The organism is Streptomyces physcomitrii, from assembly GCF_012273655.1.
Lineage (GTDB): Bacteria > Actinomycetota > Actinomycetes > Streptomycetales > Streptomycetaceae > Streptomyces > Streptomyces physcomitrii.
On the sequence record NZ_JAAWWP010000005.1, the window covers coordinates 376892 to 392432 of the forward strand.

The following is a 15541-nucleotide window of genomic DNA, read 5'->3' on the forward strand; positions in this document are numbered from 1 at the left end:
CACTCAGAACCTCTCCGGGAAGAGGAGGGCCAGCACGAGATATCCAAGGAGGGAGACGGCCACCACGAGACCGACGATGTTCTCGGCGTTCACAGCTTGGTCACCCCCCGGGCGACAAGAGCCACCAGCGCGAATACCGCGACCGCGGTGACGACGAAGGCCAGGTCGGCCATCGTTAACTCCTGAGTGACGTGAGAGGAAGGGAATCGGCCTGCTGGCCGACAAGAAGCAAACCTCGGTTTCCGCCTGCCGATAAGCCGCCTTGACGGGCTCCATACGAACAGTGGTAATCCCTTGACGCCGATCTGACGCGGCCGGGTGCGACCCGCCACCGAGCGTCGCCCTCGGCTCCACGGAAAGAAACGGGATCCGGTCCATGGAAAGAAACGGGGCCCGGTCCGCGGAAGAAACAGAGCCCGGTTCGCGGAAAAGAACAGGTCGGGCCGGAGCGCCGGGAAGCGTGCCGCCCGCTCGCCCGGTGCGTACACGGGCTGACCGGGGATCTTGCCGGTCCGGGCGCTCCCTGACGCTTTCTTGACGGCACTGTGGCGGAATACACGTCCAGCCGTCAGAAGAGCGTCAATTCCCGGTCGCGGGAGGGGAGTTCGGGGGCGCGAGACGATACGTTCCCTTCGGCCACCGGCGACCCTCTCGCGGAAATTCGGATCAGAGGGGGGAGCGTGAGGGAAAGGGCACCGGCCGCCCTCTCATAACCCGGACGGACCGGCGCACCTTCCGATTCCGCGAACAACTCGCCGTCTGCGTACGGGATTTCCTCCCCCGGCCCGGGGGTCGGCACCTCGCGGAGAACGGGGAATACGGAGGCTGTCGCCGAGACGCGCGGCAGCGGGGAGCGGGAGCGGTTCAGCCGAGGATGTCGGTGATGCCCTCACGGAGGGAGGTGACGGGGAACTCGGGAAAGCGCTCCGTGAACTTCGCGGTCTCGAAGAGGTTGTCCCCGCGGTAGCGCGGCAGCAGTTCCCGTACCTCTCCGAGCGGCCCGATGAAGCGGCCGCCGATCGTGAACGCGGCCAGTGGCAGCACGGTGTACCCGATCCGGCGGCCGGTGACCTCTTCGGCCACCTCGATGATCTCGGCGTAGGTGCGGCGGTGGGGGTCGACGGGCAGGTGCCAGGTCTGGCCGTAGGCGCCCGGGGTGTTGCCGATCAGGGCGGTGGCCCGGCCGGCGTCCGGCGTCCAGATGAGGGACCGGGCGGTCTTCGCGCCGACCGGGACGAGGGGCCGCTTGCCCGCCTTGATCCGGGCGAAGACGAGCGAGTTGGTCAGGCTCTTGGTCCTTCCCGGACCGTAGAACTCCGGGGCCCGGCAGATGACGGCGTCGAGCGATCCGGCGCTCATCGCGTCGAGGAGCATGGTCGCGATCCGCGCGCGTACCCGGCCCTTGCGGCCGTTGGGCTCGAAGCCGGTGGACTCGGTCTGCGGGGTGGTCGTCCCCGGATACATGTACGTGTTGTCGAAGAACACCAGCCTGGTGCCGTGCGCGGCGCAGGCGTCGATGACATTGCGCATCATGACGGGGAACTTCCGCTCCCACAGCTGCGCGTCCATGGGCAGGCCCACGGTGAGATAGGCGACCTCGCTGCCCTCGACGGCCCGGGCGGTGGCCTCCGGGTCGGTCAGGTCGGCCTTGACGAGCTGGTCGGTCTCGTGGATCTTCGCGGGCTCGCGGCCGACCAGCCGGATCTCGCGGGTGAAGGCGCGGTACAGCTCGCGGGTGAGTTCTTCACCGATCGGGCCGTTGGCGCCCAGGACGGTCTGCATGGGGTTCCCTCTCTTACGCGGCTACGTGACGCCCGGAAGGCGCTGGGGGATCCGCTCCACAGCAACCGTACACCAGAATGTTTGCACCGCTTACATCTGGGCGGACGGCCCCCCGGCCCAAGGCACCGACTACCGCCACCACCCATCATTGCCGCAGCTCACCCCGCCCGCAGCGCGACCCGGAGCGTGCGGCGGTCCTCGGGGTGGGGGTTCGCGCCGTACTGGCGCAGGGCATCGACGTCAGCGGTGGCGGCACCGGCACCGGCACCGGCACCGGCAAGGGTTTCCGCTCGGCTGCGAAGGGGGCGCCCCCCCCTACCGGGACAGAGCAGTGACCACCGCCGCGGTCAGCGCCGCGCGTTCCACCATGCCGCTGACCGTGGTGTGCTCCGAGCGGGCGTGGGCTCCGGAGCCGGTGGCGCCGAGGCCGTCCAGGGTCGGGACTCCGGCCGCGACGAGGAAGTTGCCGTCGCTGGCGCCGCCCACGGACGCCTCGTGCAGCTCCCAGCCGAGCGAGGACGCGCAGGTGCGGGCCAGTTCGGCCAACTCCGCGACGCCGGGGGTGCGTTCGAAGACGGGGCGGTTCCAGTCGCCGGACACCTCGACCGTCGTGCCCGGGTCGACGGGCCGGAGCGAGGCCAGGGCGGCGCCGATCCGCTGCTGCTCGGCCGCGGTGGCCACCCGTACGTCGAGCTTGGCGGCGGCGCGTCCGGCGGTGACGTTGCCGCGGGTGCCGCCCTCCACGACCCCGATGTTGAGCGAGGTGCCGGCCGCTCGGTCCCGTAGGCCGGTCAAGTGGAGGATCTGGTGGGCGAGTTCGTCGACCGCGCTCGCCCCGTTCTCGGGGTCAAGGCCGGCGTGCGCCTCGCGGCCGGTGACGGTGAGGGTGAAGAGGCCGACCCCCTTGCGGGCCGTCTTCACCGCGCCGTCGGCCGCGGCCTCGAAGACCAGGGCGGCGCGGCTGTTCCGTGCCTCGGCGACGATCGTCTCGCTGGAGGTGAGGCTGCCGGTCTCCTCGTCGCCGTTGAGCAGCAGGGTGCAGGCCGGGCGGGGCAGCCCGAGGGCGTCCAGCGCCTTGAGGGCCCAGACCGCCTGGACCAGTCCGGCCTTCATGTCGAAGACGCCGGGCCCGGTGATCCGGTCGCCCTCCCGCCGGAACGGCCACTGCTCCAGGGTGCCGGTGGGCCAGACCGTGTCGTAGTGGCCGAGGAGCAGCAGCGGGCGGGTGCCGGTGCCCGGGTAGCGGCGGATCAGGAGGTCGCCGGTTTCCGTCCGGGGATGTATCTCCTCGGCCTCGGGGGCGCCCAGGGCCCCGTCGAGCCAGTGGCGCAGCCAGGCGAGGCAGGCGCCGAGGGCCTCGGGGTCGGTGCTGGAACTCTCCTGGGAGGTGTAGGCCGCCAGGTCCGCGACCATCTCCTCGCGATGGTCCGCCAGCCAGGCCCGGAGGGCGGCCGCGCTCTCCTTGTCCGTACCCGGCGAGGCTCGGTCCGTGCCCCAACGTGCCTGTGGCGCCGAGGAGTTCGCCAAGCGGTCCAGGGTGTCGAGGCGGGCCTCCGCCATCAGGCCGGGGTCGCGTTCCAGTTCCCGCAGGCCGTCGAGGACGGCGCGCAGGACCGGGGTGGCCACCCCGTGCAGCTCGGCCTGGGCGAAGACCTCCGCGTAGTGCGTGGTCACCTCGACCGGTCGGCGGCGTACCGCCAGGTCGCGCCAGATCCCGCTGCGGTCCTTGGCCTGGGTGCGCAGCCAGGCGGTGAGGCGGGCGGTCGCCGTCCGGCGGGTCTCCTGGTCGGCGCCCCGGCGGAAGGCGCCCGGCGTGAAGGCGTCGAAGGGCTCCAGGGTGACGCCGAGGGCATCGGCCGCGTCGAAGACCTCGGCGGCCACCGCGTGCATCGTCGCGGGATGGCGGTCGATCAGCTCGGCCATCGGGGCGTCCGCGAGGGCGGTGGCCGCCAGCATCGCGCCGAAACCGGCCTTGGCCCACAGATAGCCCTCGACGTTGTCGCTGGCCACCGCGGGCCCCCAGCTGCCGAGGTCGGAGACCAGGGAGGCGACGCGCGGGGAGACGGGGGCGCCGTGGCACTCGCCGACCACCAGGGCCCCGGCTCCCCCGTCGAGGACGACGCCCGGTTCGATCACGTCGGCGAAGATGTTGACGAAGGCGGCGAGGGTGCGGTGCGGCCCGAGGCGCTTGGCGATCAGCTCCTCGTTGAAGCCGTTCTGCAGCGAGACGACCCAGCCGCCCGGGGCGAGCCGCGGCCCGATCCAGTCCAGGGCCGCGTCGGTGGCCTGGGCCTTGACCGCGAGGAGCACGCGGTGGACGGTGCCGTCCCAGGAGTCCGGGGTCACCGCCTCGACCCGGACGCTCTCGCGGTGCTCGCCGCGCGCGAGGGTCAGGCCCCGCTCGCGGAGGGCGGCGACATGCGCGGTGTCGGTGTCGACGAGGCGAACCGGGTGCCCGGCCCGGGCCAGGCTGAAGGCGAGCGTGCCGCCGATGGCCCCGGCGCCGACCACGGTGTACGTAGCGCTGTTCATACGGGATGTCCTTCCGTGGCCCGGGCCCCGGCGGGCGCGGTGTCACAGGTGCGGTGGGGGTCCTCGGCCGGGTCCGGCGGCCAGATCCGCGGCAGGTGGAGCGCGCCGGTGCCGGAGCCTCCGTCCACGCGCAGGATCTCGCCGGTGATCCAGGAGGCGTCGGGACCGGCGATCCAGCGGACCGCGCGGGCGATGTCCTCGGGAGTGCCGGCCCTGCCCAGGGGGTTGGTGCCGATCGCCGCGGCGTACTGCGCGGAGACCGGGTTGGTGGCGCTGTCGACCGGGACGAAGCCGGGGCTGACGGCGTTGACGCGGATACCGTGGGGGCCGAGTTCGAGGGCGGCCGCGCGGGTGGCCATCTCCAGCGCGGCCTTGGAGCTCGCGTACGGGCCGCCGCCGGGCCGGGACCGGAGGGCCGATCCCGAGGAGATGTTGACCACCGTGCCGCCCCGGCCGTGCTCGGCGGCCCGTCGCGCGAAGGCGGCGGTGGCCAGGACCGGGGCCCGCAGATTGACGGCGAAGAGGCGGTCCCACTCGGCGGCGCCCACCTCGGCCATGTCGAGGGAGGGGTAGCTCCCGGCGGCGTTGACCAGGACGTCGACCGGTCCCCGCCGCTCCCAGGCCCGCCGGACCAGCTCGGCCGGGGTCTCGGGGCGGCTCAGGTCGGCGCCGAGGGCGTCGGCGGGGCAGCCCGCGGCGGCGAGGTCGGCGAGCAGCGGGCCGAGGGTCTCGCGGTCGCGGTCGGTGAGGGTCAGGGCGGCGCCGTCGCGGGCGAACTCCTCCGCGATCGCGCGCCCGATGCCGCCCCCGGCGCCGGTGACCAGGACGTGGCGCATCAGCGGAACTCCTTGTTCTTGGTCTCCGGCATCGTCAGGTAGACGGCGAGGGAGATCAGCGAGGCCGCGCTGACGTACAGCCACAGGAGGCCGCCGTGCCCGCTCTCGTGCAGCCAGGTGGTGAGGTACGGGGCGGTGCCGCCGAAGAGGGCGACGGCGAGCGCGTACGGCAGGGCGATGCCGGTGGCCCGCAGCTCGGCGGGGAACTGCTCGGCCATGATCACCGCGCAGTTGGCGGAGTAGCCGAGGATCAGCAGCATCCCGGTCAGCTGCACCAGGAAGAGGCTGAGGAAGCTGTCGCCGAGCAGGTGCAGCAGCGGCCAGGCGAGCAGCGCGAAGCCGCCCGCGAAGACGGCCATGGTCGGCCTGCGGCCGAGCCGGTCGGAGAGCAGTCCGGCGAAGGGCAGCAGGACGACGAAGACGACCAGGCAGAGCGTCTGGGACAGCAGTGCGCGGCTCAGCGGGATGCCGGTGGTGAGATTGGCGTACGTCGGCAGGTAGTTGACCCAGATGTAGTACGTCAGCGTGCCCGCGATGGTGATACCGGCGACGCGCAGGGCGGCGCCGGGGTGCTCGACGAACATCGCCTTGAGCGGGTTGGAGCGGGTGCGGCCGGCGCCCTTGGCCCGGGTGAAGGAGTCGGTGTCCTCCACGGAGACCCGCAGCCAGAGGCCGACCAGGCCGAGCAGTCCGCCGATCACGAAGGCGGCGCGCCATCCCCAGGCGTGCAGGTTCGCGTCGCTGAGGAAGGAGGTGGTGACGGTGCCGAGGAGGGAGGCGATCAGCACGCCTCCGGCGACGGACACCTGCTGCCACGATCCGGCGAAGGCGCGGCGGCCGGTGGCGGCGGACTCGACGAGGAAGGCCGAGGAGGAGCCGAACTCGCCCCCGGCCGAGAAGCCCTGGACCAGCCGGGCCAGGAGCAGCACCAGCGGGGCGAGGACGCCGATCGCCTCGTAGCTCGGGGTCAGGGCGATGACGAAGGCGGCTCCGGCCATCAGCCCGACCGTCAGCGTCATGCCCTTCTTGCGGCCGCGGCGGTCCGCGTAGACGCCGAGGACGGCCGCGCCGACCGGCCGCATGACGAAGCCGACGGCGAAGACGGCCAGCGTGGAGAGGAGAGAGGCCGCGCCGTTGCCCGAGGGGAAGAACTCGTCGGCGATGATCTTGGCGAAGATCGAGTAGAGGGCCCAGTCGACCCACTCCACCGTGTTGCCGATGGTCCCGGCGACGATGGCCTTGCGCTGCTTGCGGGTGAGTCTGTGCGTGGGGTTCGCGGCCGTGGCCGTGGGGGCCTGGGTGCTCATGGGGTCTGCTCCGGGTTCTCGGGGACGGGAGCGGCGGCCCGGACGGTGCGGGCCAGGTCTGCGTGGGTGGCGTACCAGACGCCTTCGTGCGCGCCGATGTGTTCGAGGAGTTCGCGCAGGACGACCAGGCGCGAGCGGTGGCCGATGACGTGCGGGTGCAGGGTGAGCTGGAAGACGCCGCCGCTGCGGTAGGCGGCGTCGAACTCGTCCGCCCAGATCTCCCGCACGTCCCGGGGGCGGCTGTGCGGGCGGACGGCGCCGTAGCGGTCCATGGTGAAGTACGGGGCGTCGTCGCGGATCCAGTCGACCGGGATCTCGACGAGCCCGGTGGGCCGCCCGCGGGCCAGGATCTCGTACGGCTCGTCGTCCGCCATCAGCGAGGAGTCGTAGGCGAAGCCGAGGTCGAGGAGGGTCGCCAGGGTCGAGTCGGAGAAGTCCCAGGACGGGGTGCGGATGCCGGTGGGGCGCTGCCCCGTGAGCGCGTCGAGGGTCTCCAGGGCCCGGCCCACCAGCTCCCGCTCGTCCGCGGCGCCGAGCAGGGTGTTGCGCTCGTGGATCCAGCCGTGGACGGCGAGCTCGTGGCCGTCGCGGGTGTACGCGCGGGCCTCCTGTGGGTGCAGCAGCGCGGAGACGGCGGGCATGAAGAAGGTCGCCGGGATCCCGGAGCGGGCGAGCAGGTCCAGGACGCGGGGGGCGCCGACGCGGGCGCCGTACTCGCCCTGGGCGAGCAGACCGGGGGTGGTCTGCCCGTCGCGCAGCGGGATGGTCTCGTGGTCGGGGTCGAAGGACAGGGCGACCGCGACGCGGGCGCCGCCGGGCCAGCGCTCGGGGCGCAGCGGGCGTCCGGCGCGGACCGCCTCGACATGGCCTCGCCAGGTCGACTCGGGCCATTGCCAGCTCGGGGAGGCGGTCCCCTGGTCCGGGGAGGTCGTCCCCTGGTCGGTCGTGGACATGGTGTTCTCCGGGGTGGGAGGGGGGCGGGCGTGGCACGGGGGCAGGCCGGTGCACACCCACGGCGGGTGCGGTCTCCTGGGCGGGGGTGGGAACAAGGGGCCGTCGGCGGAGGCGGGACGGCGGGTACGGGAGGTACGGGAGGTATGCAGATGTGCAGATGAGCGAGGGTGCGCGGTCACGGCCGTGCGCGGGGCGGGGGCCGGGTGGCGGGCGGGGTCAGCCGACCTGGTCCAGCCGGGTCCACGCCCCCTTGAGGGTGGCGAGGTGCACCGTGACGTCGGAGGCGTTGAGCCCCGGCAGGGCGCCGATGACCTCGCCGGTGTAGGGGAACAGATCGGTACGGCGGGGCAGGACCATGTGGCCGACCAGGTTGAACCGGCCGGTGGCCGCGGCCAGAAACTTGGTCCCCGGGTGACGTGCGAGCTGGCGGCCCGCGGCGTCGAGCTGGTCCGGCTCGATCGAGAGCCAGACCATGAACTCGGCCTGGTAGCCGAGCAGAGCGGGTTCGACCAGGGTGCGGAAGTGCAGGATCCCCCGCTCCACCAGCCGGTCGAGGGCGCGCGAGACGCTGGACTCACCGCGCTCCAGCCGCCGGGCCAGCGCGCTGACCGGCATCCGGCCGTCCTCGGCGAGTGCGTCCGCGACGGCCGCTTCGAGACCGGAGAGCGCTTGTGGCGTACGGTCCCAGTCGTCGCGGTCGCACGGTGGAGCGAGGCTGGCGGGCCGCAGCTCCGCGGCCGCCTCGGCGGGCAGCAGGCCGGTGTCCCACAGCGCCGCCGAGGTGAAGCTGCGGATCACGGCGACGCACTCGGTGCTGGTCATCAGGTGGGCGCCCGGCAGGTCGGTGAAGAGCAGCCTCATGAGCTGCTCGTTGTCCTGGGCGACGAAGTCGACGATCAGGTCGGCCGTGCCGGTGACCACGGCCAGAAACCGCGTCTCGGGACAGGAGGCCAGCAGCTCGGCCAGCTCCAGCCCCTTGCCCGGCTTGGCGTGCACCCGTACCAGCATGGAGGAACCGCTCTCGGTACGGTCCAGCTCCAGCGCACCGACCACATGCACGAGCTTGCGGTGGCGCAGCGCCTGGTAGCGCCGCTGAACGGTGGTCTCGCTGGCTCCCACCCAGCGGGAGATGGCGTTCCACGAGGCACGGCCGTTGAGCTGGAGCGCGGCGATGACGCGGCGGTCCAGCTCGTCGATCATGCCGGCGTGGGAACGGGTTCTCATGGCGGGGACGCTAATCACCCGCCCCGAAACCGGTCAATGCCGAAATCCTGCACGCAACCGCCCCACTTCGGTGATCTCCCGCGCCAGGGCGGGGCGGAGGAGCGGAAAACCGCAGATCGACTGCTTCGGGGGGAAGGGGTGGGGCGTGCAGGATCGCGGCAGGGTGGGGGCGGATTTTTTTGGTGGGGATCTTGGGTTCGGTGAGGTCTTGGGTTCGGTGGGATCTTGTGGGCGGGGATCTTGGGGAGGCCCATCGCCGATCTCGGCCCGCTCGAAGCCGGGCCAGGCGTCGTCCGCCGGATGCCGGAGCCCACCAAGGGCTCTTCCTGGATAATCGGCGTATGGCAACACAGCCCGGTCTCTCCGATCTTCGTCGTGCCAAGTTCGCCCGGCGTGCGCCTGCCGCGCTCTCCGAACTCGTCGGTCCTCAGCACGGCACGGTGACGCTGCCGCTGCATCTGGCGTGGTCGGGGCTGACCACGTTCGATCTCGACCAGCCGCGGCTGCGGATGAGCTACTACCGGATCATCCTGGCCGAGGGTCTGCACGACGATCTGGTCCGGTTCCTCCATCGCGACTTGCTGATCAGCCTGTGGCCCACACTGCGCACGCTGGTCAGCCGGGACGTCCGGGAGGTGTGGGAGAGCTCCTTCCACGAGCTGGCGCACGAAGCCGGGGCCGCTGCGTGAACCTGACGGACCTGCACCGCCGCTTGCTCGCTGATGTCCTTGAGGTGGGCGGTGTCTATCCGCTGGCGCTGACCGGTGGCTATGCGGTCCAAGCACATGGCCTGGTCGACCGGCTCAGCCAGGATCTCGATGTCGCAACCGAGAATCCGGAGCGCATGGAAGAGATCGCCACCGCCGTACGCACCGGCCTGTAAGAGCGTGGATGGCAGGTGCGGGCGCTGGAGACGGATCCCTTGGCGGCGCGGCTCATCGTCACCGACCCCGCCAGCCGTGAGGAGTGCGAGGTCGACGTCCTGAAGGAGACACTGTGGCGCCCTCCCGTGCACACCGAGCACGGACTGGTGCTGTCCCTCGAATATGTCGTCGGCACCAAGGTCCGCGCACTGGCCGACCGGGGACTCGCCAGAGATCTGGTCGACATACAGGCCGCGGCGGACCACTGGAGCCGCATTGAGCTGGAAGAGCTCGGCCGCCGTCACGCCCGCGACTCCTTCGACCTGCGCGAGCTGCAATCACGGTTGGCAGGAGCCGACTGGATCGACGACACCGAATTCGCCGCCTACGGGCTCGACGAACCCGCCGTCACCGAGCTGCGCCGGTGGGCACAGGCGTGGACCGACGACATCGGTGAACGGATCCAGGAGCTGGAGACTCCGCAGGAGGACTGAGGACGCGGCTCGGCTCCGGAGCCGAGGACGGACCGGGCGGAGCAGGGAGCGTTGCCCCCTCGTGGCGCGGAGTGCTCTCGGTGCGCGGGGGTGGACGCCCGGGTCGTCGCCCCCGGCACCTCACCCCACCCCCACCCACTCCGCCTCGTACACCACGGCCGAACTCCTGGCCGCCCCCCGGCACGTCAGCCGGCGCGGGGGCGTGCGGTGGGCGCGTACCCGGACTTCGAGGTGCGGGGGGTGCGGGGGGCGGCCCTGGAGGCGGATGTGCCAGGTGGTGTCCTCGCGGACCGTGCCGGTGACCGCGTAGTCGTATCTGCCCGCCGGGCCGAAGCGGGCGAGTGCCGCGGCGACGGCGGCCTGCTGGGGCGGGAAGAGGGTGGTGTAGCCGCGCAGGTGGTCGGCGTGGATGCGGTCGGCCAGGTGGTCCTCGACCACGGTGAGCGAGGCGGGGGCGTCGAGGTTGCCGTAGTAGACGCCGTCGGGGACCAGGACGAGGTTGGCGGCGAACCTGTCGCCGCCCACATGGGTGCACTCCCACACCAGCTCGGGCCAGCGTGCGCTGAGGGCCCGGCCGACGGGGCGTCCGCGTACGGCGCAGCAGGCGTCGTGCCTGCCGTGGGCGCAGACCAGGATCACCGGCGTACGGTCCGGCTTCCCGGGTGTTTCGAGGGCGGTGGCGATCTGGGCCAGGTCCTCGTCACGGCGCCAGCTGCCCCACTGCTGGTGGAGGTCGCCGGAGGCGTCGTGGCGCAGTACCGCCCAGCGGGCGGGCTCCTCGGGGCGCTGTCGGCCGTACCGCCGGATGAGGAGGATCCGGGCGCGCAGTGCCTGGGCGGCGGTGAAGACGCGCGCCTTGGTCGCCGGGTCGAGGGCGAGGCCGTCGAAGCCGTTGGCGGGCCAGCTGCGCCGGTACTCCACGAGGACCCAGACCGAGCCGAAGGGCGCGGTGCCCGCCAGGGGATCGCCGCGCACCCGGGCGGCGTCGGCGCAGAAGAACCGCTCCGGCCGGCCCTCCCGACCGGGCGCGGTCACCGGTCGGCGGGCACCAGGACGCCCGCGCGCAGCAGCCGCTCGGCACGTTCGAGGCCGAGCTCCCCGGCGGTACGGATCCGCCCGTCGAGCAGCCGGGCCACCGGCGCGAGGTCGGCCTCCGCGAAGTCGAGCCAGCCCACCCGGGTGACCAGCCGGGTCCCCTCCCACCGCGGTTCCAGCGCTGGCCGCAGCCGCACCGGCGAGCGCGGGCCGAGTCCCCGCAGGGCCGTGAGCTGGGCCAGGGGGCCGAGCGGCGCCGGGCGGGCCTGACTCCGCCGGGCACGGTGGAACAGCGGCTCGGGATCGGCCTCGGCGACCGCGGCGAGCAGGCGGGTACGGACCAGGTCCAGCTCCGCACCGAGGCTCTCCGCGCCCAGCGGCAGCGCCCGGCGCGCGGCGGGGTCCTCGCCGAGCGCCGCGAGCGCGGCCCGGGTGAGCTGCTCGGCCAGCGCGTGGCGGGTCCAGGCGTGCACCCCGAGGGTGAGGTGCACCGAGACCTCGCCCCGGGCCTCGGCGGAGTGCAGCCAGCCGCGCGGCAGATAGAGGACGTCGCCGGGGCGGAGCACGGTGTCCAGGTGCGGCGTGCCGTGCGCGGCCGCTTCGGCGACGGCCGCCCGGTGCCCGGTCCACGGCTGGTCGCGCAGCGGATCGGGCAGGACGGGCTCGTGGACGGTCCACCGCTTGGTGCCCTCGATCTGCAGGACGAAGACGTCGTGGACGTCGTAGTGCGCGTCGAAGCCGCGGTTGTCCGGCGGGGTCACATAGGCGTTGGCCTGCACCGGGTGTCCCAGCTCGGTGCCGAGCGCCGAGACCAGCCCGGCGACCGGCTCCCAGGTGCGGTGCAGTGCCTGGAGGACGAGCGTGGCCCCGTCGGCGAAGGCCCGCCACAGGGCGGTGTCGTCGAGCTGGTCGGCGATGGCGGCCCCGGCCCCCGCGGGCGCGGTGAAGGCGGCCTCCGGCAGCGTCGAGCCGTCCTTGGCGACCCGGAGGAAGGGCGTGCGCAGCCCCCGGCGCGAGACCAGCTCGTCGACCGCGGCCGCGGAGAACAGATCGGAGAAGTCGCTCGCGCCCCGGGTCAGCAGCGCCGTACGGGACCAGACCTCGCGGGCGAACTCCGCCCGGCTCAGCCTGGTCAGACGAGACTCCAGGACACCGGCGTCCTCCGTGCCGGTGTCCTGGACTGCGGTGCGCGAGGCGCTCAAGACGAGGCGCTCAGGAACGGCCGGCCTCGCCGTCGGCGCCACCGTCGTGCACGCCGGGTGTCCCTGCCGCGCCACCGTCCGCCGGACCCTCGGCCCCACCGTCGGCACCACCGTCCTGGACACCCGGCTTGCCCGCCGCACCGCCGTCCGCGGGACCCTCGGCCCCGCCGTCGGCACCACCGTCATGAACCCCGGGCGTACCCGCCGCGCCACCGTCGGCCGGGCCCTCGGCTCCACCGTCGGCTCCGCCGTCCTGAACACCCGGCTTACCCGCCGCACCGCCGTCCGCGGGACCCTCGGCCCCGCCGTCGGCACCGCCGTCGTGGACACCCGGCGTACCGGCCGCGCCACCGTCCGCGGGACCTTCGTTCTCGGGATGCGTCATCGTTGCCCTCCGAAGTTCGCTCTTCGACCGTTGGCTCTTCGACCGTCCGCGCACGGACCACTCGCTCTCGGACCGTTCTCGCCCGGACCGCTGGTTCTGCGATGCGTGAGTTCCCGGAGCCTGATGCCGCGGGCACTCGCCAGGCGCATTGCAGGGTAATGCCCGCCTTCGCACCATAACTCCGCTGCTACGGGGGGACGACTCGGGCGGTACGGGGGCGCCGGGACACCTGGGGTCGTCGTCCAGGGGAGCCGGGTACGGGACCGCTCTCGGGAGCCGGACACGGGAAGGGAGGCAGCGGCCGGTTCGGTGGATCTCGCGGGCGTGGCCGCTGCCCTGAGGCGGGGCGTCCTCGCGGTCGGCGGTCTTGAGGCGGTCCAGGGGACCGGCGATCCTCCCGGGCAGTTCCGCGCGCGGGGCACGGAAGCGTTCGGCGATTCGGGAGACCAGGCCGCGTTCGCCGGTCAGTCAGGCGAAGCCCTCGGCGCTGACGGCGGCCTCCCCTCAAGAGGACCGCGCCCCCTTCCCCGCGCAGGCCTCACTCCGCGGCGGATCGCCCCGCGGCCGGTGCCCGTCGGGGTGCCGGCCGGTCCAGAGCGGCCACGATCGTGGCGTAGAACCGGTGCACGGCCTCGTCGACGCTGCGGATGAAGCCGGACTCGGCGTTGCCGCGGCTGCCGCCCATGCCCTTGAAGAGCGACAGCCGGAAGCCGGTGATCCGGGCGCCGTTCTTCGGCAGCAGGTCCGCCGGTTCGGGACGCAGCCGTTCCAGCGTGCTCCGAGGGCCTCCCGCCCCGCCGTCCACCAGGGTCTCGATGTGGAGATCGGCGGGAGCCTCGGCCAGGCGCCGGACGAGCCGCTTGGCACCTGTGAGGGGGTAGCCGTGCTCGAGCGCCGGGATCTCGAGGGAGGTGCGGAGTCTGCCGGTACGCAGGTCCGCCGTGATCGCGAGGACGCCGGGCGTGCCCTCCATACGCAGCTCGGCCTGGAGTCTGCCTTCGCGGCAGAGCCGATCAGCCCCTTGCATCCGGCGGGCCCCGGGGTCGGTTCCGCGCCGGGAGCGCTGGACGGGCAGTACCTTCTGCCCGAGTTCACCCCCGAGCCTGAGGCAGACCTGGCGGATGAGCCGCTCCCAGCTCTCCACGACCTCCAGCGCCCGCGGGTCTCCCTGGCACAGGGTCTCGTCGTCGATTCCGTTGCGTACGGGGACCCAGGCGGAGCCCATGTTCTGGAAGCCGTGGCATCCGGAGTTCTCGTGCTGGAGGTAGTGCAGCAGTTCTTGGAGCAGCCAGGCGTGCGTCATGTTGCCCACGCCCTCGTGCCGGATCAACAGCTGTGCCTGGTGGGCGACTTCGGCCCAGGACAGGTGCCGGAGAGCCACCTTGTGCTTGCGCCGGCCGTCGATCCTGACGTCGACCAGGGGACTGCCTTCCAGGGCCACGTCGTTCGACAGGGTGATGACGGCCTCGTAGCCCCGGCGGGCGGCGAGGTCCATGTACGCCTGTACCTGTTCGGCTCTCAGCGGGTTCCCGTTGGTCTTGGCCTCGACCAGGGCCGTCCACAGTTTGCCGGCCCGCTCGACGCGGATCACGCCGTCGGGGCGCCGCGGGTTGTCGCCGTGCGGCAGCGAGACCTCCGTGAACGTCTCCATACGGCCCGCGGGGGCCCCGAAGGCGGCGGTGAGTCTCCGGCCGAACTCCGGGATCTGCGTCATCACCGACAACAGCACCGAGGTCGCGCGCATCTCGCGGTCCCGGTCGCTCTTGAGCGCGGAGACCGGGAAGAGCCTGGCCTGCTTCCAGGAGTCGTTCTCCGCCAAGGACTTCCTGGCCGCCTTGGGCAGGGTGACCTTCTTCCTGGCGGTGCGGGGCCGCGCGGACGGCTTCCTCGGTGCGGCGGCCTCCTCGGGCTGCCGCGGCGCCGGGACGCCCTCCCCCGTCGCCGGCTGTCCGCGATCGTCCGCGCGAGCAGGGGCCGTCGCCTGCGTACGTTCTCCGTCCGCCGTCTCCTCCAGCACCTCGGCAGCGGCGGCGCCGTCGGTGCCGTCGTCGGTGCCGTCGTCGATGTCGACACCGAAGTCCGTTGCCAGGCCCGCCAGTCCGGATTCGTATCCCTGGCCGACGGCCCGCAACTTCCACTCTCCGCCGCGACGGTAGAACTCACCGAAGAGGAAGGCGCTCATGGGGCCCGCCTCTTCGATCGCGAACCGGAGCAGATGCTCGCCGGAACCGTCGGCCAACGTCATCCGGAGATCGTCCAACTCCCCGAAGTGGGCTCCGTCGTACCGGCTCGCCGCCACCACGATGCGGTCGACGCCGTCCGGGATCGCGGTCAGGTCGAAGCTGATCCGGTCCTGGTTGCCGCCTCCGGTCGGCGTCTTGCCCAGGAGTTGCACACTGCCGTCCGGGGCGACCGGATTGTTGTAGAAGTAGAAATCGGCGTCGCTGCGCACCTTGCCGTCCGCGTCCAGCAGCAGAACCGAGACATCCGCGTCGCCCTCGCCCGTGGGGCTGGTCCAGTCCAGACTCACGATCACGGAGTCGACGCTTTCACTGAGTGCCGCCAGCCCCACGTTGGCACCCTTGATCAACTCGTACACGGCCCCCACCCCAAAAGCGCACGTCATACGCGCGGAGCCTGCCCCTCACCCCGCCGGACGACCCAGTGTGACCCTCCACGCACTCCGTGTACAGAGGAACGGGTCCGGGGCAGAGAACGACACCGGACATGCGACCAGCACCCCTGCGCTCCCCTGTCATGCCCGCCCTCCCCTCTCACCCACCCCACCCCTCACACCCGCCCCCATGTGAGGGTTGTGCGGCGGTCCTCGCCAGGTGGTGTGGGGGCTCGGGGGGCTGAGTACACTCCGTCACCGTGAGTCATGGCCGTGCCCGGGGGCGGGCGGCCCGGGGGCGAGGGGGAGCGCG

The 15541-nt window shown here is 72.6% G+C and carries 11 protein-coding genes and 1 pseudogene; 2 read left to right on the top strand and 10 right to left on the bottom strand.

Features of this window, described 5'->3' with window-relative positions:
- Nucleotides 1-3: 3 nt before the first annotated feature.
- From kdpF to HFV08_RS11410, 7 genes are all read right to left on the bottom strand, one after another.
- Complete coding sequence (gene kdpF / locus HFV08_RS11380) at nucleotides 4-93, bottom strand: K(+)-transporting ATPase subunit F (RefSeq protein ID WP_168538413.1); 90 nt, start codon at nucleotides 91-93, stop codon at nucleotides 4-6.
- A 771-nt stretch (nucleotides 94-864) separates the two neighbouring features.
- Nucleotides 865-1782 (bottom strand): NAD-dependent epimerase/dehydratase family protein, encoded by a 918-nt coding sequence (locus HFV08_RS11385; RefSeq protein WP_168538415.1) that lies wholly within the window; start codon nucleotides 1780-1782, stop codon nucleotides 865-867.
- Between the two features lie 315 nt (nucleotides 1783-2097).
- Complete coding sequence (locus HFV08_RS11390; RefSeq protein ID WP_168538417.1) at nucleotides 2098-4314, bottom strand: 2-dehydropantoate 2-reductase; 2217 nt, start codon at nucleotides 4312-4314, stop codon at nucleotides 2098-2100.
- Entirely contained in the window at nucleotides 4311-5150 is an 840-nt protein-coding gene (locus HFV08_RS11395) for an SDR family NAD(P)-dependent oxidoreductase (RefSeq protein WP_168538419.1), read from the bottom strand. The genes HFV08_RS11390 and HFV08_RS11395 overlap by 4 nt, the downstream gene beginning before the upstream one ends.
- Nucleotides 5150-6457, bottom strand: a complete 1308-nt coding sequence (locus HFV08_RS11400) for an MFS transporter (RefSeq protein ID WP_168538421.1) — start codon at nucleotides 6455-6457, stop codon at nucleotides 5150-5152. The genes HFV08_RS11395 and HFV08_RS11400 overlap by 1 nt, the downstream gene beginning before the upstream one ends.
- On the bottom strand, nucleotides 6454-7410 hold the full coding sequence (locus tag HFV08_RS11405; protein WP_168538423.1) for a polysaccharide deacetylase family protein: 957 nt from the start codon (nucleotides 7408-7410) through the stop codon (nucleotides 6454-6456). Before HFV08_RS11405 ends, HFV08_RS11400 begins: the two co-directional genes overlap by 4 nt.
- A gap of 217 nt (nucleotides 7411-7627) precedes the next feature.
- Nucleotides 7628-8611, bottom strand: a complete 984-nt coding sequence (locus HFV08_RS11410) for an Lrp/AsnC family transcriptional regulator (protein WP_168538540.1) — start codon at nucleotides 8609-8611, stop codon at nucleotides 7628-7630.
- A 365-nt stretch (nucleotides 8612-8976) separates the two neighbouring features.
- Between HFV08_RS11410 and HFV08_RS11415 the strand changes: the two genes are divergently transcribed.
- Both HFV08_RS11415 and HFV08_RS11420 read left to right on the top strand, forming a co-directional pair.
- Complete coding sequence (locus tag HFV08_RS11415) at nucleotides 8977-9324, top strand: transcriptional regulator (RefSeq protein WP_168538424.1); 348 nt, start codon at nucleotides 8977-8979, stop codon at nucleotides 9322-9324.
- Nucleotides 9321-9992: pseudogene (locus HFV08_RS11420) on the top strand (nucleotidyl transferase AbiEii/AbiGii toxin family protein). The gene HFV08_RS11415 and the pseudogene HFV08_RS11420 overlap by 4 nt, the downstream one beginning before the upstream one ends.
- Nucleotides 9993-10112: 120 nt before the next feature.
- On the opposite strand, the gene HFV08_RS11425 reads toward HFV08_RS11420, so the two are convergent.
- The 3 genes from HFV08_RS11425 to HFV08_RS11440 all read right to left on the bottom strand — a co-directional run bounded on the left by HFV08_RS11425 (nucleotide 10113) and on the right by HFV08_RS11440 (nucleotide 15213).
- Nucleotides 10113-11027, bottom strand: a complete 915-nt coding sequence (locus HFV08_RS11425) for a ferredoxin family protein (protein WP_168538425.1) — start codon at nucleotides 11025-11027, stop codon at nucleotides 10113-10115.
- Nucleotides 11024-12229, bottom strand: coding sequence for a cupin domain-containing protein (locus tag HFV08_RS11430; protein ID WP_168538426.1), 1206 nt, complete (start codon nucleotides 12227-12229; stop codon nucleotides 11024-11026). The genes HFV08_RS11425 and HFV08_RS11430 overlap by 4 nt, the downstream gene beginning before the upstream one ends.
- 923 nt (nucleotides 12230-13152) lie before the next feature.
- Complete coding sequence (locus HFV08_RS11440; RefSeq protein WP_168538430.1) at nucleotides 13153-15213, bottom strand: TerD family protein; 2061 nt, start codon at nucleotides 15211-15213, stop codon at nucleotides 13153-13155.
- Nucleotides 15214-15541: the final 328 nt, after the last annotated feature.